This window comes from Glutamicibacter nicotianae, assembly GCF_002797775.1.
Taxonomy (GTDB): Bacteria; Actinomycetota; Actinomycetes; order Actinomycetales; family Micrococcaceae; genus Glutamicibacter; species Glutamicibacter nicotianae.
The window spans coordinates 207,658-229,624 of record NZ_PGEY01000001.1 but is presented as its reverse complement, the minus strand read 5'-3'; the positions used below and the strand labels follow the sequence as shown (position 1 = coordinate 229,624).

Below are 21,967 nucleotides of genomic sequence, written 5' to 3'. Positions count from 1 at the left end.
ATTGTGACAAATTCCAAAGACCAGTGCCCGATATGGGCACTGGTCCTAGAAATCTAATTCAATATGTGTATTTCACTCCGCCGCAGGTAACCAGATTGCGCAGGCCGCCAAATCCTGGACATGGGGCGTGGAAGCCACGGTTCATCAGGCGTTTCGCGCACCCTTGCTCCGGCGGCGCATGACAGCTTCAAGGACCTTTTCCTCGGCGTCTTCGCCGGGCTTGATACCGGCTGGCACCTTGAAGAAGTAGATTGCGCCCAAGGCCCACCAGATGGCGAAGATGGCCCATGGTTCCCAGCTCAATGATGCAGGCATGCCCGGCATGTACAGGCTGAAGAGCGCAGCGGTAAGCAGGACCGAAATCCAGCCGATGACCGCTCCAGCATTTCCGGTGCCGCCGACGCGCAACGGCCGGTCCATCTTCGGTTCGCGCTTGCGCAGCACCAGGAAGGTGACCGAGACCAGGAAGTAGGCAACGATGATGCTTGGCGCTCCCGAATCAACGAGCCATCCCAGCATTTCGGCACCGAAGAATGGGGCCAGCATGGAGATTCCGCCGATGAAGACCAGGGCGTTGGCCGGGGTGCGGTACTTGGGATGCAGTTTGCCGAACCAGGATGGGAGCATGCCGCTGCGGGCCAGCGAGTAGACCAGCCGGGAGGCTCCGAGCAGCAGCGAGTTCCACGAGGTCAGGATGCCGGCGATGCCGCCGGCGATCAGCACCTTGGCCATCAGATCCGAACCGAACAAGGCTCCGAACGCATCCGCCGTTGCAATGTCGGCTCCGGCCAGTTGCGCTGCCGGCATCGCCGAGGACGTGGTCAGGACGACCATCACGTACCAGACGGTGGCCAGGATGACGGAGAGGACCACGAGCTTGCCAATTTGCTTGGCCGGAATCTTCACTTCCTCGGCAGACTGCGAAATCACGTCGAAGCCGATGAACAAGAAGGGCACGGCCACCAGTACGGCAAAGAACCCGCTGGTTCCCGGGGTGAAGAACGGTTCCATGTTCTTGGCTTCGCCACCGGCAAAGGCCCCGGCTATCATCATGAGGCCGATGGCCAAGAGGAACAGCACCACGAAAGTCTGCAGCACCCCGGCTTGCTTCACGCCGCGAATATTGATCCAGGTGATGATGATTGCCGACAGCACGCCGACCAATGCCCAGGTCAGGTTTACTTCAAAACCGGCAATGGTCCACAGGGGAATCCGGCTCATGCCGGGGAAGATGTATTCCACGGTCCGCGGCAAGGCGACCGCTTCGAAAGCCACGATGGTCACGTAGCCGCCGGTGATCGCCCAGGAACCGATAAATGACGGCCGGGCTCCCAAAGCACGCAGGATGAAGTTGTGCTCGCCGCCGGCTTTCGGCATGGCCGCGGTCAGTTCGGCATAGGTCAAGCCGACGACAGCCATGATGCCACCGCCAACGACCATGGCCAGCACAGCGCCCAAGGTGCCAGCGTTATCCAGCCATCCACCGGTGAGCACCACCCAGCCGAAGCCGATCATCGCTCCGAACCCCAGGGCCAGGGCATCCAGGTTGCCCAGGGACTTCACCAGACCCGGCGAATTTCCTTCTGCTTGCTCGACTGCCATTGCGCTCTTCCTGTCAAAATAACTGTGAGTTGGATAACTGAATAGCTACAGGGAAATCTAACCAAGGATTCGCGTAACTGCCCAATCAGCTGTCATTTTCCATCGCATTGGCGGTTTCGGCAGTACATATTGGATTCATATTTGAACAGGTGCTTAACCCACAAGGACCAGTGCCCGAATTGGGCACTGGTCCTTGCAAGCTGTGCTGCTGCGGCTAGTCGTCGCCGCGCAGGATCGCGAGGATGCGCAGGATCTCGGTGTACAGCCAGATCAGGGTCATGGTCAGTCCGAAGGCACCGCGCCAAGCCATGATGGCCGGAGCGCCCTGGTTGGACAGTTCCTCGATCATGGTGAAGTCGGCAACCAGTGCGTAGGTTGCCAGCAGTACGGCAACGACACCGATAACCAGGCCGAGCACGCCACCGCGCATGCCGAACATGCCGTCGATCACGCCGGTGAGCATCAGGACCATGTTGAGCAGCGAGAAGACGATCAGGCCGACCATGCCGATCATGAACATCTTGTTCAGCTTAGGCGTCATCCGGTACTTGCCCGAGCGGTACAGCGCCAAAGTTACGCCGGCAACACACAGGGTCGCAAGCACAGCCTGGATGGCGATTCCCTGCATGCCTTGCATGTTCTCGAGGAAACCGGACAGACCGCCGAGGAACAAGCCCTGGGCTGCAGAGTACAGGAGGATCAGCACTGGAGATGGGCGCTTCTTGAAAGCGTTAACCAGGCCGAGGACGAAACCAACCAGGGCGCCTGGCAGCATGAGTGCCGGCATGACCCAACCAATCGCGGCGCCAACGACAACCAAGGCCAGGCAGAACACGGTCTTGTTGATAGTGTCACCGATGGTCATGCGGCCTGTGTCGGCGCTGGTTGCGGCAGGCTGCTGGTACATCTGATTCAGCTGGTCTGCGCTCATGTTTTCGGTGTCGCGGAATCCAACAGGACTTCCAGGCTTGGTTCCCCAAGCATCGGAGCGGCTGCTAGAACCAAAAATTGGATTGCCCAATGTCATTCCCCTATAGATTGCGAATTCGCCAGCCGCTTGGCTAGCTGAAGATCTTTTGCTTAATCCTATTGAGGATTGCTGTGAAATCACTCAGTCGGAAGGATGATATAGGGCAATTTCCCGAGGAAAAACTACTCTCTCAGCGATATTCTTGAAACTTCCAGCATCATGGTTGCGTCAGACGAAAATATGGTCGAGGAACGATGCCGGAGGGTGGACGGCGAACGTGCCCTTGCTGGCGGCAAGAGAAAAGACCGATGCGGACCGGAAAATCCGGACCACGTCGGCCTTACTCTGTACCCCCAGTGGGACTCGAACCCACAAGCCTTGCGGCAGCTGATTTTAAGTCAGCCGTGTATGCCAATTCCACCATAGGGGCAGGACTCTCAAATTTTACGTGATCGGCAAAGCAAATAGAAAATTCAGCTTTGCTGACGCATGCGAGGAGCCAATCGCTTGGCCCCTCGCATCATCGTCGATCATCTGCGTCCCAAGCCTACTTCTTTGGCTTGGCCGACTCCTCGAAAGCAGTGCGTGGCGCTTCGAGGTTGTTCAGCTGCAGCGCATCGCGCTTGAAGAACAACGCAACCAGCCAGTCGCCGACAACGCGGAACTTGCGCTCGAAGGTTGGCATGGCCATGCCGTGGTAGCCACGGTGCGCCATCCATGCTGGCCAGCCCTTGAGCTTGATGCCGACAACCTTGGCAACGCCCTTGTTCTTGCCGAAGCCGGCCACTGCGCCGAGGTTCTTGTGCTTGTATTCCTTGATGGTGCCAACGCCGTAGCGGGCAGCATACAGGTTCTTCGCCAACAGCTTGGCCTGGCGCACAGCGTGCTGCGCGTTCGGAACGCAGGTGCCGTCTGGCAGGCCGCCGGTGACGTCCTTGACTGCCGAGATGTCGCCGGCTGCCCAGGCGCCTTCCAGCGGTTCGCCGTTGGCGTCCTTGATGCGCAGGTCGGTGCGGGTCTCGATGCGGCCGCGCTGCTCGATCGGGAAATCGGTGGAGCGGACCATCGGGTTGGCCATGACGCCAGCGGTCCAGATCAGGGTGTCTGCACCGAACTCGCCCGCTGGGGACTTGTCAGCCATGTTAATCAGTTCCAGGTTGCCTTCTTCAGCGTTGTTCAGCGAAGTGTTCAGCAGTACCTCGATGCCGCGGCTGCGCAGGTGCTCGACAACCCACTCGGCCTGCTCCGCGGTGACCTCTGGCATGATGCGGCCCATGGCCTCGACGAGAACGAAGCGTGCTTCCTTTTCGTCAATGCGGTCGTTTAGCTTGATCAGGTGGCGAGCCATGTCTTCGAGCTCGGCGATGGTTTCGATGCCGGCAAAGCCGCCACCGACAACGACGAAGGTCAGTGCGCGCTTGCGGGCCACTGGGTCAGTCATGTTCGAAGCGGACTCGATGCGCTCGGCAACCTTGTTGCGCAGGGCGACGGCCTCTTCGATGGTCTTCAGGCCGATGCCGGTTTCAGCCAGGCCGGAGATCGGGAAGGTACGGGTAACCGCACCAGCGGACATTACGATGTCGGTGTACTCCAGCTCGAACTGCTCGCCATTGACCGGAGCAATCACGGCCTTCTTGTTGGCGTGGTCGACGCTCAGCACGCGGCCGTTGACCAGCTCGGAGTGCTTCAAGTGCTGGCGGTGCGAGACCACAACGTGGCGTGGCTCGATCTGGCCACCTGCAACTTCTGGCAGGAAAGGCTGGTAAGTCATGTATGGGTTCGGGTCGACAACGGTGACGATGCCGCCGTGTGCCTTGACCTTCTTCTGCAACTTCATCGCGACGTACAGGCCTACGTAGCCACCGCCGACGATCAGGATGCGCGGACGCTTCTGGGAGGTTTCGATGATCGACATACTGTTGATTCTACGCGGATTTTTCGAGTTAGTGAAAACATTCACTAACGATTTTCGTTCGGTGTGTCACGTCTTCGCCAGGCTCGGGAGCTTCGTACCGGCACAACGTGCCCCCAGGCGTCGAATTAACGGATGGAAAGCGCGCAAAAGCGGGGTGGAACTTCAGGATCCACCCCGCTGAGAACGCTTTTTACCTATCTTCTTCGGGAATCTCGTCAAACAGGTCCCGGCCATCCGCCTGGTCAGGAACTTGCAGCGAGCTCAATGACGCCGAACCGAGCTGCGCCGCTGCTTTCTCGCGTCGGCGGCGCACCAGGGTCTGGGTGGAGCCGGCAATGAGCACCAGCAGCAGGAGAACTCCCCCGCCCACGATGAGCACCGGCTGCAGCGCCGGCGCCGAGCCGTCGGGAAGCATCGGCTTGGGCGCCGCGACCTGCTTGAGATCCGATTTCTCCATCGAAACACCCGGAGCCGGGGTATCAGCGGTCTTCTCAGCGTTGCGGCGATGCACGCGGATCCACTCGCTGATCGTGCCCAGCGGGTTCTCCGAGACTTTAGGTACAGTCGCAGTCACCGCAGCATGGGCATCGATGATTCCGTAGCCGTAGAGGTTATCCACGCCCGGTGCGCCGGTGTCCTTGGCGGTCTTCAGGATGCGGTTGATGACCTCGGGAGCCTTCATCTCCGGGTACTGCGAGCGGATCAGCGCTGCCACGCCGGCAACCAGCGGGGCCGCACCGGAGGTGCCCGACCAGCGGGCGTAGCCATCATCCGGCAAGCCGCCGACCAATTGCTCGGCGGGGGCAGCCACGCCGATGGAAATGCCTTCGGTCGAGGAATCCTGCGAAGCCTTGCCGTTGGCATCGACGCCAGCCACGGTCAGCACCCCGGGAATGGTCGCCGGGGCGCCCACCTGGCTCATGCCGCCCGAACGGTTGCCCGCCGCGGCGACAATGACCACGTCATGGTCCTCTGCATACTTGAAAGCGTCATCCCAGCTTTCCGGCCACGCCGGGCTGGTGGAGCCCAGGGACATGTTGATGACCTTGGCTCCGGAATCCACGGCCCACTTCACAGCACGGGGAATCTGGGTTTCCACCGGAATCTTCGACGGGTTGCCCTCGCCCATCCACAGCGACACTGACAGCAGATCCGCTGCCGGGGCGACGCCGAGCACGCCGTCCTTGCCGCTCTTCAGCTTGGGAACCTTTTCGTACTCAGGCTCCTCGGGAATGTCCTCGTCTTCTTCCTCGGCGTGCTTCTTGGCCTTTTCCCACGCGGCCTTCAAGCGCTCGTTCTCGGATTTGATCCGCTTGATCTCGCCCTTGTTGTTCCCGCGTCCTGCGAGCAGGGTCGCCACCAGGGTGCCGTGCTCGCTCATTACGCCAATCGGCTTGTTGCCTTTCTCGCCGCCCGAACCGGACATGTCCGCACCGCCGACCACAGCACCCTTCAGATCCGGATGAGTGGTATCGATGCCGGTGTCGATGACCGCGACCTTGACGCCTTCGCCCTTGGTCGTCTTGTGCGCTTCGGTCACGCCCAGGGAATCGAGCCAGTACTCGGACTCGCGCATGTTGTCGGCGCGGGCCGGAGCGCCCACGCTGAGCAGGGTGGCCGCCAGCAGTGCTGCGACGAGCAGAGAGCTGAGCTTTATCAAGCCCGTTCTATTCCTGGCGCGCAAAGCTGAGCTCAAAACAACTCCTTGGGTCGGTGACTGGATGACAGGTTCAGGCCACGGCAGCTGAAGCCGCGATTCCGTCGAGGATATCGTGTTCCGAGGCAATCAGGACCATTTCGCGGTTTCCGCTGGCCTTTTCGAGGTAATGAAGGATGCGTTGGACAATTGCGGCACCGGCCTGGATCACGTCGACTCGGCCAGGATGCATGAAGCCCAGCGCGGCGCGCTCGTCCCGGGTGTAGGACAGCATGCTTGCGGTCGCCTGGCGCATCTGGGCGAAACTCAGCTGCGCCCCGTGGATCTTTTCGGACTCGTACTGCTTCAGGCCCAGGGCCTGGGCGGTGAGCGTGGTGAAGGTGCCGGCAACCATGATCACAGCATCCACCTGCGTCACATCCACGGTTCCGGACAGGGTTTCCAAGGTGCTGTCCATGAATCCCAGCGCTTCATCCGAACGCAGACCCGTCTGGTGGAAGCGCTCGGTGACGCGTACGCACCCCATGTCCAGGCTCTTGGCCGCCAGCGGACCGGTGGCATCGCCGAGCACGAATTCAGTGGATCCGCCGCCGAGGTCGATCACCAGCGACTTGCCGCTTTGCCCCGCCCGGACCAATGCCGCTCCGGCAAAGGACAGGGAGGCTTCCTCCTCGCCGCTGATCACTTCAGGGGCCACGCCCAGGATCTTGGTGATCCGCTCGGAGAAGACTTCGCGGTTCGATGCATCGCGGGCCGCGGAGGTCGCGGCGAAGCGGATCGCTTCCACCTGGTGCTCATCGCACAGCTTCTTGTACTCGCGGGCGGCTTCGAAGGTGCGCTCCAAGGCTTCGGGTGCGAAGGCGCCGGTCGCGTCGACGCCCTGGCCCAGGCGCACGATGCGCATGGTGCGCAGCACGTCGACCAGCTGGCCATCGGCATCGACGTCGGCGATCAGCAGACGGATGGAGTTGGTTCCGCAGTCAATACCGGCAACGCGCATCAAGCATCACCCTTCTCGGCGGACTCGGCCGCCTGGGCCGCCTCGCGCTCGGCACGCTTGCGGGCACGCTCTGCGCGCTTGGCCTCCGGGTCCTGCTGTTCCTGGGTCTTCACGTGGCGCGAGCGGTCACGGCTCGGCGCCTCGGATTCGGTGTCCCACGCGCCAACGCAGTAGCAGTTGTCCTTGGTCCACCACTCGGCGATGGCGGCCAGCGCCTCGTCGCCCAGCGGGTTCACGCCTTCGCCGGCTGCCAGCGAGTGGCCCACCAGCACGTGCAGGCACTTGACGCGGGTCGGCATGCCGCCAGCGGAAACCCCGGCGATTTCCGGAACGGCGCCGGTGCCCGAGCGCTGGCCGATGGCATCGCGGTTGGCCAGGTACGACTCGTGGGCCTCGGCATAGGCTTGCGCCAGCTGAGCGTCCTCGCCCAGGCGGTCATTCATCTCGTTCATCAGCCCGGCCGCCTCCAGGCGGGAAACAGCCGAGGTGATCACCGGGTGCGCCAGGTAGTAGGTGGTCGGGAACGGGATGCCCGAGGACAGGCGCGGGGCGGTCGTCGCCACCAGCGGATTGCCGCACACGCAGCGCGCACCAATCTCCACCACATCGCGCACCGGGCGGTTCAGCTGGCGGGACAGGGTGTCCAGGTCGGCTTCGCTCGGTACTCGTCCGGCGGCGTCAAGGGCTTCGCGGATTGGCTGTTCAGTCACGGTTATAGGTCTCTTCGCGTTTAAAGTGGTTAGTCAGTGGCAGAACGTCGAACAGAGTCGAGCAGCGCATCAACCCATGGAAGTTCCTGGCGCACCTCGAAGGTGCTTCCATTGCCGTCGGCGGGCGTCTCTTCATCCTTGGGGCGTTCGCCCACCACCATGTAGAGCTTCTCGCCAGGCATGACCAAGTTTATCCGCTCGCGTGCCTGCTGCTTGATGTACAGCGGGTCATCCCAGCGCGCGATTTCCTCCTTGAGGTCATCGCGCTGCGCCTCCAGCGCTTCGATCGAGGCATGCAGCTCGTTCAGTTCCGCCATCTGCGTGCGGTAGAAATTCACCGTCGGCACCAGCATCACTGCGAAGAAGGCCAGGACCACGATCAGCGCGGCGATACGGCCGGAAAAACGGTGCGCCGCAACGGGTTCGCCCTCGGGGACCTGATTCTGGTCCACCGGCTTTTCTCCCGGCTTGCGGCGGACCGCGGCGGAGAACTTCAGCCGGTCATCGCGGCGGCGTTCGCTCTGCTTTTCCTTGGCGCGTTCACGCAGCGGCACCTTGGGCTTCTGCGCGTAGTTGCCGGCAAATTTTTTCGGCTCACGTGACGCATCTGACGCTGGGGAGGCACCCTGTTTCGGCTTGGCGGCAGCGCTCTTCGGCTTCGGCGCGGAGGAGGCGTCCTTCACCCGGCGAGGTTTCGCGGGAGCCTGCTTGGCCGCTGGCTGCGGCTCGACAATGCGCAAGGCGTCGGTTGGCGGTTCAGCCTGGAAATCCGCGCCGGCGTGTTTTGTCTGGTCAACCGGGGTTGTTGTGGCGTCTTTAGCCGGATCCGGAGTATTACGGCGAGGCATTCGCGGTGGTCGCTGAGCCATACTCCCCCAATTCCCATGGTGCTTGTCGTGCGGTCTTGCCGTGGACTTGGCAAGATAATTCCATTAAATAACGAAAAGCCCGCCGGTATCCACTACCGACGAGCTTATTCGCTATTACTGAATATTAGCTGTTGAAACGCGGGAACGCGCTGCGGCCAGCGTAGACCGCCGAGGCGCCCAGGTCCTCTTCGATGCGCAGCAGCTGGTTGTACTTGGCTACGCGCTCGGAGCGGGCCGGTGCACCGGTCTTGATCTGCCCGGCGTTGGTTGCCACGCAGATGTCAGCGATGGTGACATCCTCGGTCTCGCCCGAACGGTGCGAGGTGATGGTGGTGTAGCCGGCACGCTGCGCCATGGTCACCGCATCGATGGTCTCGGTCAGGGTGCCGATCTGGTTGACCTTCACCAGCAGCGAGTTGGCGGTGCCCTTGGCGATGCCGTCGGCCAGGCGCTGCGGGTTGGTGACGAACAGGTCGTCGCCCACCAGCTGCACCTTGTCGCCGATGGCGTCGGTCAGGGTCTTCCAGCCATCCCAGTCGTCCTCGTCCAGCGGATCCTCGATGGACACCAGCGGGAAGTCGGCCACCAGGCCGGCGTAGTAGTCGCTCATGTCCTTGGCGGACAGCGCCTTGCCTTCGAACTGGTAGGCGCCGTTCTCGTAGAACTCGGAGGAGGCGACGTCCAGCGCCAGGGCGATATCCTGGCCCGGGGTGTAGCCGGCGCGCTTGATCGCTTCGGTGATCAGTTCCAGTGCCGCGCGGTTGCTTGGCAGGTTCGGGGCGAAGCCGCCCTCGTCGCCCAGGCCGGTGGACAGGTTCTTTTCCTTCAGCACGGACTTGAGGCTGTGGTAGACCTCGACGCCCCAGCGCAGGCCCTCGGAGAAGGTCGGTGCGCCGATCGGGGCGATCATGAATTCCTGGATGTCCACGTCGGAGTCGGCGTGGGAGCCGCCGTTGAGGATGTTCATCAGCGGCACTGGCAGCACGTGCGCGTTGGGGCCGCCCAGGTACTTGAACAGCGGCAGGTTGGAGCTGGTTGCCGCAGCGTTGGCGACGGCCAGGGAGACGCCGAGGATGGCGTTGGCGCCGAGCTTGGACTTGTTCGCGGTGCCGTCCAGCTCGATCATGGCGGCGTCGATGGAGCGCTGGTCGGTGGCGTCCAGGCCCTCCAGCTCGTCGGCGATCTCGTCGATGACGGACTCTACAGCGCCCAGTACGCCCTTGCCGAGGTAGCGGTCCTTGTCGCCGTCGCGGCGCTCCGCCGCTTCGAAGGCGCCGGTGGATGCACCGGAAGGAACAGCAGCACGGCCGTGCGAGCCGTCGGAAAGCAGGACCTCGACCTCAACGGTCGGATTGCCGCGGGAATCGAGGATTTCGCGCGCGTGAATGGCGTCAATCAATGCCATGAGTATGGACTCCTTGTAGAAAGGGGTGGTCTTGGGGCAGGTCAACCAGCGGTCGCTGATTAGACCGTCGGCGCCATTGCCTGTCTCTAGCCTAGCGCTTCGATGGTGATTTACGCGATGTTATGTCATCCAGTTCCGCGCCGTATTGCTGGTTCAGGGCCGAGCGCAGCACCGACTCTGCGTCCAGGCCCAGCTCCTCGGCCCGCGCTGACAGGGCCATCAGTTCATTGGCCAAGGACTGCTCATCGGTGATCCGCTGGCGAACCTGCTCGGTGGCAAGCCCGCCAGCAGGCTGCGCCGACCCGGCCCTGGCATGGCGATCAAGCAATTTCTGCGCTAGCGCTAGGGAAGGCAGCCCGGCGGGCAGTCCCGCATTCTTCCGCTTCTTCGGCTGCCCGGCGCGCTCGGCCTGCTTCGCCGCATCCCAAACCCGGATGATTTCATCGATGTCAGTGATGATGTCTTCGCGGACCTGCCCCTGCTCGTCGAAGATATGCCGGTTGCGGCGCAGCAGCTTCGCATTCAGGGTTTCGGCAACGTCCTCCAGGCCGAAGTGCCCGTGCTCCTCGGCGATCAGCGAGTGCAGCAGGATCTGGAAGTACAAGTCCCCCAGCTCCTCCTTGAGCAAGGCCGGGTTCTGCTCCGCGATGGCGTCGAGGACCTCATAGCTTTCCTCGATCAGGTAGGTGCGCAGCGACTCGTGGGTCAGCGCCTTGGTCCACGCGCATCTGCTGCGCAGGGTCCGGACGGTGGCGGCGAGCTGTTCGAGTTGCGTTCTGTTCTCCGGCATATGGCCATGCTATCGAAGCGGGTGTTCAGCTGGCGGCCGATTCGGTCCCATTCACTGCCTATTCGGGCTAGCATGGCCGTAGTTCATCCCGACGACGCGAAGGATTGCCAATGACCATCCAAGATACCGCCCGGCTCGAATTCCTGGAGCAGGTTCCAGCCAAGCTCTTCATCGGCGGCCGGTGGGTTGAAGGGCGATCCGAAAGCGTGTTGCGCACGGCCAACCCGTTCGATGACTCGCTGCTGGCCGAGATCCGCCAGGCCTCGACCGACGACGTCGACGCCGCCTACCAGGCCGCCGAGCGGGCCCAGGCCGGCTGGGCGGCGCTCTCCCCCGGCAAGCGTTCCAAGATCATGGGCCAGGCCGCAGACTACCTGCAAGCGAACTTCAAGGACATCCTGGCGCTGCTGATTGCCGAGTCCGGTTCCACCCATCTGAAGGCGAACATCGAATTGGGCGGCACCATCGCCGCCATCCGCGAAGCCGCCACCTTCCCCACCCGGGTGCACGGCAAGATCCTTCCCTCGAATGCCGAAGGCAAGGAGAACCGGGTCTACCGCGAACCGGTCGGCGTGGTGGGCATCATCAGCCCCTGGAACTTCCCGATGCTGCTCTCCGCCCGATCCGTGGCTCCCGCCCTGGCACTGGGCAACGCGGTAGTGCTCAAGCCTGCCTCGGACACCCCATTGGTTGGCGCCCTGGTCCTGGCCAAGGCGTTCTCCGCGGCCGGCCTGCCCGAGGGCGTCTTGAACGCGGTGGTCGGTTCCGGTTCGGAAATCGGCGACTACTTCGTGGCGCACAAGACCCCGTCGCTGGTGTCCTTCACCGGATCGACCCCGGTAGGCAAAAACGTCGGCAAGATCGCGGTCAGCGGCGAGCACATGAAGCGCGTGGCGCTGGAACTTGGCGGCAACGCACCCTTCGTGGTGCTGGAAGATGCCGACCTCGATGAAGCGGCCAAGGCCGCGACCCTGGGCAAGTTCCTGCACCAGGGGCAGATCTGCATGGCAATCAACCGCATCATCGTCCAGGCCCCGGTCTACGAGGCGTTCATCGAGAAATTCATCGAGCAGGTCAGCAAGCTCGGCTATGGCGATGCCGCGGATCCGGCCAACCTCGTGGGACCGATCATCAATGATGCGCAGCTTGAGTCGGTCAGCGGCAAGATCGCCACCGCCCGCGAGCAGGGTGCGCGCGAAGTCCTCGCCGGCTCGATTACTGGCCGGGTGGTCTCTCCCCACGTCTTCGCCGATGTCACCAGCGGCATGGAACTGTTCCGCGAGGAGATTTTCGGTCCGGTCGTGGGCATCGCCAAAGCCGACTCCGAAGAGCATGCGCTTCAACTGGCTAATGACACCGAATTCGGCTTGTCCTCGGCCGTCTTCACGCAGAACCTGGAGAAGGGCGTCGCCTTCGCCCGCGGCATCAAGGCCGGAATGACCCACGTCAATGACATCACGGTCAACGACGAACCGCATGTGATGTTCGGCGGCGAGAAGAATTCGGGGCTGGGCCGCTTCAACGGCGAATGGGCCATCGAGGAGTTCACCACCGACCACTGGGTCGGCGTGCAGTCCACCAAGAAGCAGTACCCGTTCTAGGCATCCTCCCGGATGCAGCGAAGCCGCCCGTGCACTGCACGGGCGGCTTCGCTGTTTGGGAATTGAATCCCGGAAACTAGTCGGCGACGTTCTCGTATTCGTCTTCGTCGTAGTCTTCCTCGTCATCCAGCAGGTTGTCGTAGTAGTCGTTGATGTACTCGACCAGCAGCTCGCGCATTTCCAGCGGAACGAAGGCGGCCTCGGCTGCATTCAGCGTCAAATCCAGCAGGTCTTCCAGGTCGTAGTCGAAGGCTTCGACCAGCAACTCGAACTCGTCGGACAAGCTGGTGCCGGACATCAGGCGGTTATCCGGCGAGATGGTGACATTGAAACCGGTCTGGACCAGCAGGTCGATTGGGTGGTTCTCGATGCCTTCGCCGAACTTGGCGGTGGCGCCGGTCTGCAGGTTCGAAGACGGGCAGACTTCCAGCGGGATGCCGCGTTCGCGAACCCAGTTCGCGACCGGGCCCAGGGAGACCAGGCCGGTATCGTCGCTGAGTTCTTCGCCGTTCTCGTCGATCGCGCCGAACTCGATTTCGATGTCCTCGGCAACGCGGACGCCGTGGCCCAGGCGCTGGGCGCGGCCGATCAGGATGGCTTCCTTGATGGAGTCCAGCCCGGCTGCTTCGCCGGCGTGCACGGTGGTCGGGAAGAGGTTCTCGGCCAGCAGGTCGAAGGCTTCCTTCATTGCCGATGGCGGGAACCCGTCTTCGGCGCCGGCGATATCGAAACCGACCACGCCGCGGCCGCGGTGGCGCAGGGCCAGCTTGGCGATTTCCACGCCCTGGTCGCCATGGCGCATGGCGACCAGGATCTGGCCGATCTGCATTGGGTGGCCTTCGGCGTTGAGCTGCTCGCAGGCCTGGTCCAGGCCTTCCTGGATCGCGTCGACGACGTCGTCCAGGCTCAGGCCCTCGCGGCGGTGCTGTTCCGGGGCGTAGCGGACTTCGCCGTAGATGACGCCGTCCTCGGCGAGGTCCTCGACGAATTCGCGGGCTACGCGGATCAGCGCATCGCGGGTCTGCATGACCGCGACGGTGTGCTCGAAGGTTTCCAGGTAGCGTGGCAACGAGCCGGAATCGGCTGATTCACGGAACCATTCGCCCAATGCTTCGGCTTCGGTCTCTGGCAGCTCGTGTCCAATCTCGGCGGCCAGCTCGATGATCGTCTGAGGGCGCAGGCCACCGTCGAGGTGGTCGTGGAGCGAAACTTTAGGCAGATCCCGGAAGTCGAACTCGGGATCGTAGTCAGTATGAATCATTTCTTCAGTCACACCACTGAGCCTAGTCGCATTTTCGCTGAACTGACAGCTCCTGCGGGTAAAGATCTGCAAGCCGCAATGTGACCCTGGTCAATACTGCAGGTTAACCCTCGTCACCGGTTGGCGGCACGGTCTCGCGGACCCGTTCTTCCGCGTGTTCTTCGCGCTTCTCGGCACGGCGATGCAGGCGCCCCAGCACCCAGCTGACGATCCGGTCGATGACGAAGCCGAGCACCACGGCAATGACAATCGAGACGATGATTCCCAGCAGCTTGTTGTCGTGCATCCAGTTGCCGGCCAGTGCGCCGATGCTGATGGAATAGGTGGCCCAGGTCAGCACACCAATGGTGTCGAAGAGGGTGAAGCGCTTGTGGCTGAACCCGGTGGCGCCGGCGGTCAAGTTGACGGCCACACGGCCAATGGGGATGTACCGGGCGGTGAAAATCAGCAGTGCTCCGGAGGTTTCAAGTTTTTTCTCGGCATAGGCCAGCACCCGCTGCGCGCGTTGCCCGCGCATCCATTTGAACCCCCGGGATCCGATTTTCCGCCCGATGGCGTAGGTGATCTGGTCGCCGATCAAGGCACCACCGGCACCCAGCAGGCCGATCAGCACGAGGTTGGGAACGCCGGTGTGGACGCCGACCGCGGCCAATGAAACCAAAAATGATTCGCTCGGCACGATTGGGAAAATCGCATCGATCATGCAGAACAGAAACAATAACGGCAGGATCCACCATGCGCTGGCTGCCTGCGCAATTGCTTCATTGACTAATTCCATGCGTGCTTACATCTACTTTCCCAATGCGCTCAATGCGCTGAATTTCTATCCATTTTCGCTCGAGAACTCACCCGTCCGCATCCTGCTTAAGTGGCGTTGTGGACAATTCCCACCCGCTACCTAGGTAGGAGATAACTTGTCCAACGTTTGACTACTCCGTTTTGGTTCCCGGGAAATCTCTGGGAACTTCCATGGGGCATCTCCCGCTGCGCAAGCAACGAAAGAGCCGGGAAACACTGCACAGTGTTTCCCGGCTCCTTGCCATGGATTCTTGTCCGCCTACTTGGCCGCGATGCGATCCAGGATCAGACGAGTGTCCGGACGGTCATCGGCCGAACCGATCATGATGGCCCGCTGGACCAGCTCGATGGCATGCTCCATTTTTTCCGGGGTGTCGGTCAGCAAGGTGGCAATCGGCTCGCCGCGGCGGACCAGGGCACCCGGCTTCACATGCATGCGCACGCCTGCGCCGGCCTGGACGCTGTCTTCCTTGCGGGCACGTCCCGCACCGAGGGTCCATGCGGCCAGGCCGATGTCCATCGCATCGAGCTTGAGCAGCACGCCCTCGGCCTCAGCCACCACGGTGTGCGACTCCTTGGCTACCGGCAGCTTGGCATCCGGGTCGCCTCCCTGAGCGGCGATCATCCTGCGCCACACATCCATGGCCTTGCCATTTTGCAGCGCGCCGGCGACATCCACGTCCTTGATGCCGGCACCGGCCAGCATCTCGGTGGCCAGGGCCACGGTCAGCTCCACGACATCGCTGGGTCCGCCGCCGGCCAGGACCTCGACGGATTCCTCCACCTCGATGGCGTTGCCTGCGGTCAGGCCCAGCGGGGTTTCCATGTTGGTCAGCAGGGCCACGGTGTTCACCGACGCATCGGTGCCAAGGTTCACCATGGTTTCTGCCAACTCGCGGGCCATGGCCTCGTCCTTCATGAACGCGCCGGAACCGACCTTCACATCCAGCACCAGGGTGCCGGTGCCTTCGGCGATCTTCTTGCTCATGATCGAGGAGGCGATCAGCGGGATGGCTTCCACGGTAGCGGTGACGTCGCGCAGGGCGTAGAGCTTCTTGTCCGCCGGAGCCAGCCCGGTGCCGGCGGCGCAGATGACCGCGCCGACGTTGGACAGCTGGGAGAACAGCTCTTCGTTGGACAGATCCGCCTTCCAGCCGGGGATGGCTTCGAGCTTGTCCAGCGTGCCGCCGGTGTGGCCCAGCCCGCGTCCGGAAAGCTGCGGGACGGCCACGCCGAAGCTGGCGACCAGCGGAGCCAGCGGCAAGGTGATCTTGTCCCCCACCCCGCCGGTGGAGTGCTTGTCGGTGGTGGCCAGCTTCTTGCCCGACGGGTCGGTGAGGGCGGAGAAATCCATGCGTTCGCCGGAATTGATCATCGCGGCGGTCCAGCGTGAGATCTCGTTGCGGTTCATGCCCTGGAAGTAGATGGCCATGTTCAGCGCGGACATCTGCTCTTCGGCGATGACCCCGCGGGTGTAGGCATCGATGGTCCAGTCGATCATCTCGTTGCTCAGTTCGCCGCCATCGCGCTTTGCGCGGATGACTTCGACGGCACTGAATTGCTCGGCAGCCATGTAAGGCACCTTCCGTTCTGCTGTTGGCCGGTGTGCTCCGGCGCTAGGCGTTGAGGTTGTTCGGCCCGAACGAGTCAGGCAAGAGGTCGTCGATGCCGAGAATTCCGCGGGCGGTCTTGATCTTCATATCCGCCCCGCGGTGCTCGAAGAGCAGCTGGCGGCAGCGGCCGCACGGGGTGATCAGCTCCAGCTCGCCGTCGCGCAGCTGGCCGAAGCACAGGAAGTATTCAAGGGTGCCCCCGCCGGTGGCGAAGAGCTGGCCCACCATGGCGCATTCGGCACACAGGGTGACCCCGTAGGCGGCATTCTCGATATTGCATCCGGAAACCAGGCGGCCGTCGCTGGCCAGGGCCGCGGCGCCCACCCGGAATTCCGAGTAGGGCGCGTAGGCCTGGGACAGCGCGGCCGCGGCCGCTGCTTCGAGCTGCGGCCACGGCGCGTTGTTGCTATCCATGGGTAATCGCTATTCCTTCACATACGGTTCGCCGGCGGCGGCAGGTCCGCGGGAGCGGCCCACCAGGCCGGCCACCGCGAAGATGGTAACCAGGTACGGCAGCATGGCCATGAACTGGCTCGGTACCGGGGTGCCGATGATGGTCAGGATGACCTGCAGGTTGTCGGCGAAGCCGAAGAGCAGGGCGGCCAGGAAGGCGCCGATCGGGTTCCACCGGCCGAAGATCACCGCGGCCAGGGCGATAAAGCCGCGTCCGCCGGAGATTTCCTTCGTGAAGGAGTCGATGGCCACCAGGGTGAAGAAGGAACCGCCGATGCCCGCCACGATGCCGCCGAAGGTGACGTTCCAGAAGCGGATCGAGTTGACCTTGATGCCCAGGGTGTCGGCGGCCTTCGGGTGCTCGCCTACGGCGCGCACGCGCAGGCCCCACTTGGTCTTGAACAGGCCGAACCAGACCAGGAACACTGCCAGGTACATCAGGTAGCCGATGACCGACTGCTTGAACAGGATCGGTCCGATGACCGGGATGGCCGAAAGCAGCGGGATCTCGACCACCGGCAGGTGCACCGGCGAGTTGAACAGCTCCGGGTCTTCCTGCATCACGGTGGTGAACAGGAAGCCGGTGATGCCGGAGACCAGCACGTTGAGCACCACGCCGACGATGATCTGGTTGACCACGTACTTGATGGAGAACAGTGCCAGCACCAGGGACACCACGGCGCCGGCCAGGCCGGCGGCGATCAGGCCCGCGAAGGCGTTCTGCGTCACCGAGGCGACGATGGCCGCGGTGAATGCGCCGCCCAGCAGCTGGCCCTCGATGGCGATGTTGACCACGCCGGCCCGTTCGGAGAGCACGCCGGACAGGGAGCCGAAGACCAGCGGCACGGCCAGCACCACGCCGCCGGCCAGCAGGCTGGCCAGCGAGATGCTGTTGATGTTGGCGCCGGAGACCACCCACACCAGGAAGCCGAGCACGAAGAGGATGGCCGCGACGGCGATCATCCAGGTGGCCAGCGCCTTGCCCTGCTTGCGCTGCATCCACGAGTAGGCGGCGATGGCCAGCAGCAGCACGCCGAACACGATGTTGGTGATCCGGCCCGGGAAGACCAGTTCCGGCAGCTCGAAGGCGTCACCGGCGCTGTTCAGCGTGAAGTGCGCTGCCTGGTCGTTGCCCAGCAAACCGAAGCTGAAGAAGGTGATCACGGCGATCACCGTCAGGATGATCGGGGTCTTCTTGCTCGGCAAGACGTTGATTGCTGGTTGCAAGGTGGAAGAGGTCACTTGGCACCTGCCTTAGTAGGTTCGAGCTTGGCGCTGCGCTTCTTCTTGCGGTTCATCCCGAAGATCGCCTTCACCAGCGGAGGGGCGGCGATGAACAGCACGATCAGCGACTGCACCACCGAAACGATGTCGATCGGGGTGCCGGTGGTGATCTGCATGTTCACCGCACCGGCCTGGAATGCGCCGAAGAGCAGGCCGGCGAAGAAGGTGCCCCATGGGGTGGAGCGGCCCAGCAGGGCCACGGTGATCGCGTCGAAGCCCAGCGAGCCGGCAATGCCGCCGGTGAGCACCTTTTCGGTGCCCGCCACCTGGGCCACGCCGGCGGCGCCGGCCAGGGCGCCGGCCAGCGCCATTGCGATGATGGTGGTGCGCGCGACGTTGATGCCGGCGGTCTGCGCGGCCTCGGGGTTATGCCCCACGGCACGGAATTCGAAGCCCACGGTGGAGCGCTTGAACATCCAGGCCACTGCCAGCACCAGCAGCACCGCCATCACGAAGCCCAGGTGCAGGCGCGAGCCGGGAATCGCCGGGAAGACGGCCGAGCTGTCCAGGATCGGCGAGATCGGGTTGGTCTCGCCGGGACGGCGGAAGGCCTGGGTGTTCATCAGGAAGTCGATCAGGTACACGGCCACGTAGTTGAACATGATCGTGAGGATCACTTCGTGGGCGCCGGTCTTGGCCTTGAGCAGGCCCACCAGTCCGCCCCAGATCGCGCCGCCGAGCAGGCCGAAGACGATGACCAGCAGCAGGTGCAGGCCGATCGGCAGGTGCCAGGCGAAGCCGATGTAGGCGGCCAGCACCGAGCCGATGATGATCTGGCCCTGCGCGCCGATGTTGAACAGACCGGCGCGGAAAGCCACCGCCACGCCCAGGCCGGCGCAGATCAGCGGGGTGGAGACGGTCAGCGTCTCGAAGAACGGCTTGAAGCCCTGGGTGGAGTTGTAGATCGAGCCGTTGAACAGCGCCACGTAGCTTTCGGTGGCGGCACGCCAGAATTCGCTGAAGAACGCCGAGGGCTTGGCCAGCAGGTAGCCGGCGGTTTCGCCAACCTTCTCGTCGGTGACCGCGATCAGCAGGCCGCCGATGACCAGCGCGACGATGACGCCGAGGACCGAGACCAGGCCCGGTCCCTGGGTGATCTGGCGCAGCAGGTCGTTGCCCGGCTTGCCGGAGTCGGGAACCACAGGTGCTTTCTCGCTCACTGCGCTTCTCCTTCCTGGTTGTCGTGCTCGCTGGCCGGCTGGGCTTCAACCGGCTCGTTGTCCGCCTTGGCGTATTCGGCCTGGGCGAAGGCCTCTTCCTGCGATACGCCGGCCATCATCAGGCCGAGCACCTCGCGGGAGGTGTCCCCCGGCACGATGCCGTTGATCCTGCCCTTGTAGAGCACGGCGATGCGGTCGGCCAGTTCCATGACCTCGTCCAGCTCGGTGGACACGATCATCACCGGGGTGCCCTTGTCGCGTTCGGCCACGATGCGCCGGTGCAGGAACTCGATGGATCCCACATCCACGCCGCGGGTCGGCTGCGAGGCGATGAACAGCTTCAGATCGCGGCTCAGCTCGCGGGCCATGACGACCTTCTGCTGGTTGCCGCCGGAGAGGCTGGAGGCCGGGTTCAGCGGGTTGTCGGTGCGCACGTCGAAGCCCTCGATCTGCTCCTTGGCGTTCTTCTTGATCGCCTCGAGGTTCATCGAGATGCCCTTGCCGAACGGCGGGCGGTCGTAGAGGTCCAGCACCAGGTTCTCCTCGATGGAGAACTGGGTGACCAGCCCGTGCACCGAACGGTCCTCGGGAACGAAGCCCAGGCCCGAACGCAGGATCGACTTCACCGACTTGCCCACCAGCTCTTCGCCGGCCAGCTTGACCGAGCCGCCGGTCACCGGCTGGGTGCCCAGGATCGCTTCGGTCAACTCGGTCTGGCCGTTGCCCTGCACGCCGGCCACTGCAAGGATTTCGCCCTCGTGGATGGTGAAGGACACCGAGTCCAAGGTGGTCGTGCCTGCCGGGTCGACGACGCTCAGGTCGCGCACTTCCAGGGCGGCGGCGCCAGGGGTGGCGGCCGCCTTGTTCAGGTTCAGCTCCACCGCGCGGCCCACCATCAGGTTGGCCAGCTCGGTGGTGGAGGATTCCGGGGAGACCGAGTCGATGACCCGGCCGCGGCGGATCACGGTGATGACATCCGAGACGGCGCGCACTTCGCGCAGCTTGTGCGAGATGAAGACGATGGAGGTGCCGTTGGCCTTGAGCTGGCGCATGATGTCCAGCAGCTCGTCGGTTTCCTGCGGGGTCAGCACGGCGGTCGGCTCATCGAGGATCAGGATGCGCGCATCGCGCACCAGCGCCTTGATGATTTCCACGCGCTGCTGCACGCCCACCGGCAGGTCTTCGACGATCGCGTCGGGATCCACGTCGAAGCCGTAGCGGTCCGAGATTTCGCGGATCTTCTTGCGGGTGACCTGAAGGTCCAGTATGCCGCCGGCCTTGGTGGTCTCGGCGCCCAGCGCGATGTTCTCGGCCACGGTGAAGACCGGGACCAGCATGAAGTGCTGGTGCACCATGCCGATGCCGGCGGCCATGGCGTCGCCCGGTCCGGAGAACTCGACGGGCTTCCCGTCCAGCAGAATTTGGCCCTCGGTCGGCTGGTACAGGCCGTAGAGCACGTTCATAAGCGTGGACTTTCCAGCACCGTTTTCGCCAAGCAGACAGTGAATCTGGGCGTCGTCGACCGTCAGGTCGATATCTTTGTTGGCGTAGAAAGAACCGAAGGCTTTCGAGATTCCTCGTAGTTCGAGTTTCACGATTCCACCATCTTCATTGTTCGTTTGGCGAAGTTCTTGCTTGCAAGTTGTTTTGCCCCTTAGGCAGGCATAAAGCGCGTCACCTGCCCACCGCTGTGCTGCGGCGAGCGGTGACGCGCTCCATGGCTGATTTGCCTAGTCCTACTTGGGGCTGGAGGCCGATTCGATCTTCAGCTCACCGGAGATGATCTGCTGCTTCAGCGCCTCGATCTCCTTCTTGGTGTCCTCGCCGATCTCTTCGTCGAAGTTGTGGAACGGTGCCAGTGCAACGCCCTCGTTCTCCAGGGTGCCGACGTACGGGGTCGAGTCGAAGTTGCCCTCGGCGTCGGTTCGGATGACGTCCTCGACTGCGGTGTCCATGGTCTTGACCACCGAGGTCAGCATGACGTCCTTGTAGTCAGGAGCGGTCAGGAAGCCGTCGGAGTCGACCCAGACGAGCTTGGCGTCCTTGCCGCTGTTGTTGGCCTCGACCACGGCAGCGCCAGCGCCCTTGCCCACTGGGCCGGCAACAGGCATGATCACGTCAGCGCCGGAAGCGATGAAGTTCTTGGTGATCTGCTTGCCCTTGTCCTGCTTCTCGAAGTCGCCGGAGAAGGTGCCGTCCTGCTTGTCCTTGTTCCAGCCCAGCAGCTTGACGTCCTTGCCCTTGTCCTCGTTGTACTTGTCAACGCCGTCGGCGAAGCCGTCCATGAAGATGGTCACGGTAGGGATCTTGATGCCGCCGAAGGTGGCAACGGTGCCGGTCTTCGAGGCGGCAGCTGCGGCGTAGCCTGCCAGGTAGGCAGCCTGGGCCGTGTCGTAGATGATCGGCTTGACGTTCTCGATCGGCTTGTCGTACTGGAAGTCGACGATCGCGAAGTGCTTGTCCGGGTTGGCAGCGGCGGCCTCGGCGGTGGCATCGCCCAGCAGGAAGCCGATGGTGACGGTCAGGTCGCAGCCTGCGTTGACCATGCCGTTGAGGTTGGTCGCGAAGTCCGCGTTGGACTTGGATTCCGCGTCCTTGGTCTGGATACCCAGGTCCTTCTCGGCGTTCTTCAGGCCGCGGAAGGAAGATTCGTTGAAGGACTGGTCGTCGAATCCGCCGGAGTCGGACACAATGCAGCCGACGTAGTCCGGGTACTGGCCAGCCGAGCTGCTCTCTTCCGGTGCAGCGCCGCAGGCGCTCAAAGCTAATGCCGAGATGCCGAGCATGGCTGCCGCCACGCCGGTCTTGCGCGATACGAAGCGCATCTGTTCCTCCAAAGAATCTTGCGAGATAATGCGGGAGGCAAGACAGCTGACCCT

18 protein-coding genes and 1 tRNA gene are annotated in these 21,967 nt (G+C 63.2%); 1 reads left to right on the top strand and 18 read right to left on the bottom strand.

Annotation, left to right across the window (positions count from 1 at the left end; genetic code table 11):
• Positions 1-144: 144 nt before the first annotated feature.
• The 10 genes from ATK23_RS01010 to ATK23_RS00965 all read right to left on the bottom strand — a co-directional run bounded on the left by ATK23_RS01010 (position 145) and on the right by ATK23_RS00965 (position 10,918).
• A complete protein-coding gene (locus ATK23_RS01010) occupies positions 145-1,602 on the bottom strand; it encodes an APC family permease (RefSeq protein ID WP_066139843.1) in 1,458 nt (485 codons plus the stop codon).
• Positions 1,603-1,816: 214 nt separating this feature from the next.
• On the bottom strand, positions 1,817-2,623 hold the full coding sequence (locus tag ATK23_RS01005; RefSeq protein ID WP_083515510.1) for a Bax inhibitor-1/YccA family protein: 807 nt from the start codon (positions 2,621-2,623) through the stop codon (positions 1,817-1,819).
• A 297-nt stretch (positions 2,624-2,920) separates the two neighbouring features.
• A tRNA-Leu gene (locus ATK23_RS01000) sits at positions 2,921-3,002 on the bottom strand.
• Positions 3,003-3,119: 117 nt separating this feature from the next.
• Entirely contained in the window at positions 3,120-4,487 is a 1,368-nt protein-coding gene (locus ATK23_RS00995) for an NAD(P)/FAD-dependent oxidoreductase (protein WP_038989906.1), read from the bottom strand.
• Positions 4,488-4,677: 190 nt separating this feature from the next.
• Positions 4,678-6,063 (bottom strand): S8 family serine peptidase, encoded by a 1,386-nt coding sequence (locus ATK23_RS00990; RefSeq protein ID WP_245858469.1) that lies wholly within the window; start codon positions 6,061-6,063, stop codon positions 4,678-4,680.
• Between the two features lie 154 nt (positions 6,064-6,217).
• Positions 6,218-7,144 (bottom strand): Ppx/GppA phosphatase family protein, encoded by a 927-nt coding sequence (locus tag ATK23_RS00985; RefSeq protein ID WP_174520603.1) that lies wholly within the window; start codon positions 7,142-7,144, stop codon positions 6,218-6,220.
• The gene (locus ATK23_RS00980; RefSeq protein ID WP_066139853.1) at positions 7,144-7,854 is read right to left on the bottom strand and encodes a DUF501 domain-containing protein; all 711 of its coding nucleotides are present in this window, start codon (positions 7,852-7,854) and stop codon (positions 7,144-7,146) included. The genes ATK23_RS00985 and ATK23_RS00980 overlap by 1 nt, the downstream gene beginning before the upstream one ends.
• A gap of 29 nt (positions 7,855-7,883) precedes the next feature.
• Positions 7,884-8,702: an FtsB family cell division protein gene (locus ATK23_RS00975; RefSeq protein ID WP_083515511.1), complete on the bottom strand. Its 819-nt coding sequence runs from the start codon at positions 8,700-8,702 to the stop codon at positions 7,884-7,886.
• Between the two features lie 145 nt (positions 8,703-8,847).
• Positions 8,848-10,128 (bottom strand): phosphopyruvate hydratase, encoded by a 1,281-nt coding sequence (eno, locus tag ATK23_RS00970; RefSeq protein WP_038989910.1) that lies wholly within the window; start codon positions 10,126-10,128, stop codon positions 8,848-8,850.
• A gap of 91 nt (positions 10,129-10,219) precedes the next feature.
• Positions 10,220-10,918, bottom strand: a complete 699-nt coding sequence (locus ATK23_RS00965) for a MazG nucleotide pyrophosphohydrolase domain-containing protein (RefSeq protein ID WP_038989911.1) — start codon at positions 10,916-10,918, stop codon at positions 10,220-10,222.
• A 110-nt stretch (positions 10,919-11,028) separates the two neighbouring features.
• Between ATK23_RS00965 and ATK23_RS00960 the strand changes: the two genes are divergently transcribed.
• Positions 11,029-12,519, top strand: coding sequence for an aldehyde dehydrogenase family protein (locus tag ATK23_RS00960; RefSeq protein WP_066139855.1), 1,491 nt, complete (start codon positions 11,029-11,031; stop codon positions 12,517-12,519).
• A 76-nt stretch (positions 12,520-12,595) separates the two neighbouring features.
• Here ATK23_RS00960 and ATK23_RS00955 read toward each other — a convergent pair whose 3' ends face one another.
• The 8 genes from ATK23_RS00955 to ATK23_RS00920 form a co-directional block, all read right to left on the bottom strand.
• Positions 12,596-13,780, bottom strand: coding sequence for an adenosine deaminase (locus tag ATK23_RS00955; RefSeq protein ID WP_100339221.1), 1,185 nt, complete (start codon positions 13,778-13,780; stop codon positions 12,596-12,598).
• A gap of 103 nt (positions 13,781-13,883) precedes the next feature.
• Positions 13,884-14,558 carry a DedA family protein gene (locus tag ATK23_RS00950; protein ID WP_038989915.1) on the bottom strand — a complete coding sequence of 225 codons (675 nt, stop codon included), beginning with the start codon at positions 14,556-14,558 and terminating at the stop codon, positions 13,884-13,886.
• A gap of 279 nt (positions 14,559-14,837) precedes the next feature.
• Entirely contained in the window at positions 14,838-16,151 is a 1,314-nt protein-coding gene (locus ATK23_RS00945) for a thymidine phosphorylase (protein ID WP_066139860.1), read from the bottom strand.
• 43 nt (positions 16,152-16,194) lie between these two features.
• Positions 16,195-16,605, bottom strand: a complete 411-nt coding sequence (locus ATK23_RS00940; protein ID WP_066139864.1) for a cytidine deaminase — start codon at positions 16,603-16,605, stop codon at positions 16,195-16,197.
• Between the two features lie 9 nt (positions 16,606-16,614).
• Positions 16,615-17,886: an ABC transporter permease gene (locus ATK23_RS00935; protein ID WP_066139866.1), complete on the bottom strand. Its 1,272-nt coding sequence runs from the start codon at positions 17,884-17,886 to the stop codon at positions 16,615-16,617.
• Entirely contained in the window at positions 17,883-19,088 is a 1,206-nt protein-coding gene (locus tag ATK23_RS00930; RefSeq protein WP_066139869.1) for an ABC transporter permease, read from the bottom strand. Before ATK23_RS00930 ends, ATK23_RS00935 begins: the two co-directional genes overlap by 4 nt.
• Complete coding sequence (locus ATK23_RS00925; protein ID WP_066139872.1) at positions 19,085-20,683, bottom strand: ABC transporter ATP-binding protein; 1,599 nt, start codon at positions 20,681-20,683, stop codon at positions 19,085-19,087. Before ATK23_RS00925 ends, ATK23_RS00930 begins: the two co-directional genes overlap by 4 nt.
• Before the next feature lie 141 nt (positions 20,684-20,824).
• Positions 20,825-21,913, bottom strand: a complete 1,089-nt coding sequence (locus ATK23_RS00920) for a BMP family lipoprotein (RefSeq protein WP_066139875.1) — start codon at positions 21,911-21,913, stop codon at positions 20,825-20,827.
• Positions 21,914-21,967: the final 54 nt, after the last annotated feature.

Bases quoted from the DNA above. Each gene is read 5' to 3' on its own strand.
- ATK23_RS01010 (WP_066139843.1), bottom strand. From the start codon at position 1,602: ATGGCAGTCGAGCAAGCAGAAGGAAATTCGCCGGGTCTGGTGAAGTCC.
- ATK23_RS00995 (WP_038989906.1), bottom strand. From the start codon at position 4,487: ATGTCGATCATCGAAACCTCCCAGAAGCGTCCGCGCATCCTGATCGTC.
- ATK23_RS00990 (WP_245858469.1), bottom strand. From the start codon at position 6,063: ATGCGCGAGTCCGAGTACTGGCTCGATTCCCTGGGCGTGACCGAAGCG.
- ATK23_RS00985 (WP_174520603.1), bottom strand. From the start codon at position 7,144: ATGCGCGTTGCCGGTATTGACTGCGGAACCAACTCCATCCGTCTGCTG.
- ATK23_RS00975 (WP_083515511.1), bottom strand. From the start codon at position 8,702: ATGCCTCGCCGTAATACTCCGGATCCGGCTAAAGACGCCACAACAACC.
- eno (WP_038989910.1), bottom strand. From the start codon at position 10,128: ATGGCATTGATTGACGCCATTCACGCGCGCGAAATCCTCGATTCCCGC.
- ATK23_RS00965 (WP_038989911.1), bottom strand. From the start codon at position 10,918: ATGCCGGAGAACAGAACGCAACTCGAACAGCTCGCCGCCACCGTCCGG.
- ATK23_RS00960 (WP_066139855.1), top strand. From the start codon at position 11,029: ATGACCATCCAAGATACCGCCCGGCTCGAATTCCTGGAGCAGGTTCCA.
- ATK23_RS00955 (WP_100339221.1), bottom strand. From the start codon at position 13,780: ATGATTCATACTGACTACGATCCCGAGTTCGACTTCCGGGATCTGCCT.
- ATK23_RS00950 (WP_038989915.1), bottom strand. From the start codon at position 14,558: ATGGAATTAGTCAATGAAGCAATTGCGCAGGCAGCCAGCGCATGGTGG.
- ATK23_RS00945 (WP_066139860.1), bottom strand. From the start codon at position 16,151: ATGGCTGCCGAGCAATTCAGTGCCGTCGAAGTCATCCGCGCAAAGCGC.
- ATK23_RS00940 (WP_066139864.1), bottom strand. From the start codon at position 16,605: ATGGATAGCAACAACGCGCCGTGGCCGCAGCTCGAAGCAGCGGCCGCG.
- ATK23_RS00920 (WP_066139875.1), bottom strand. From the start codon at position 21,913: ATGCGCTTCGTATCGCGCAAGACCGGCGTGGCGGCAGCCATGCTCGGC.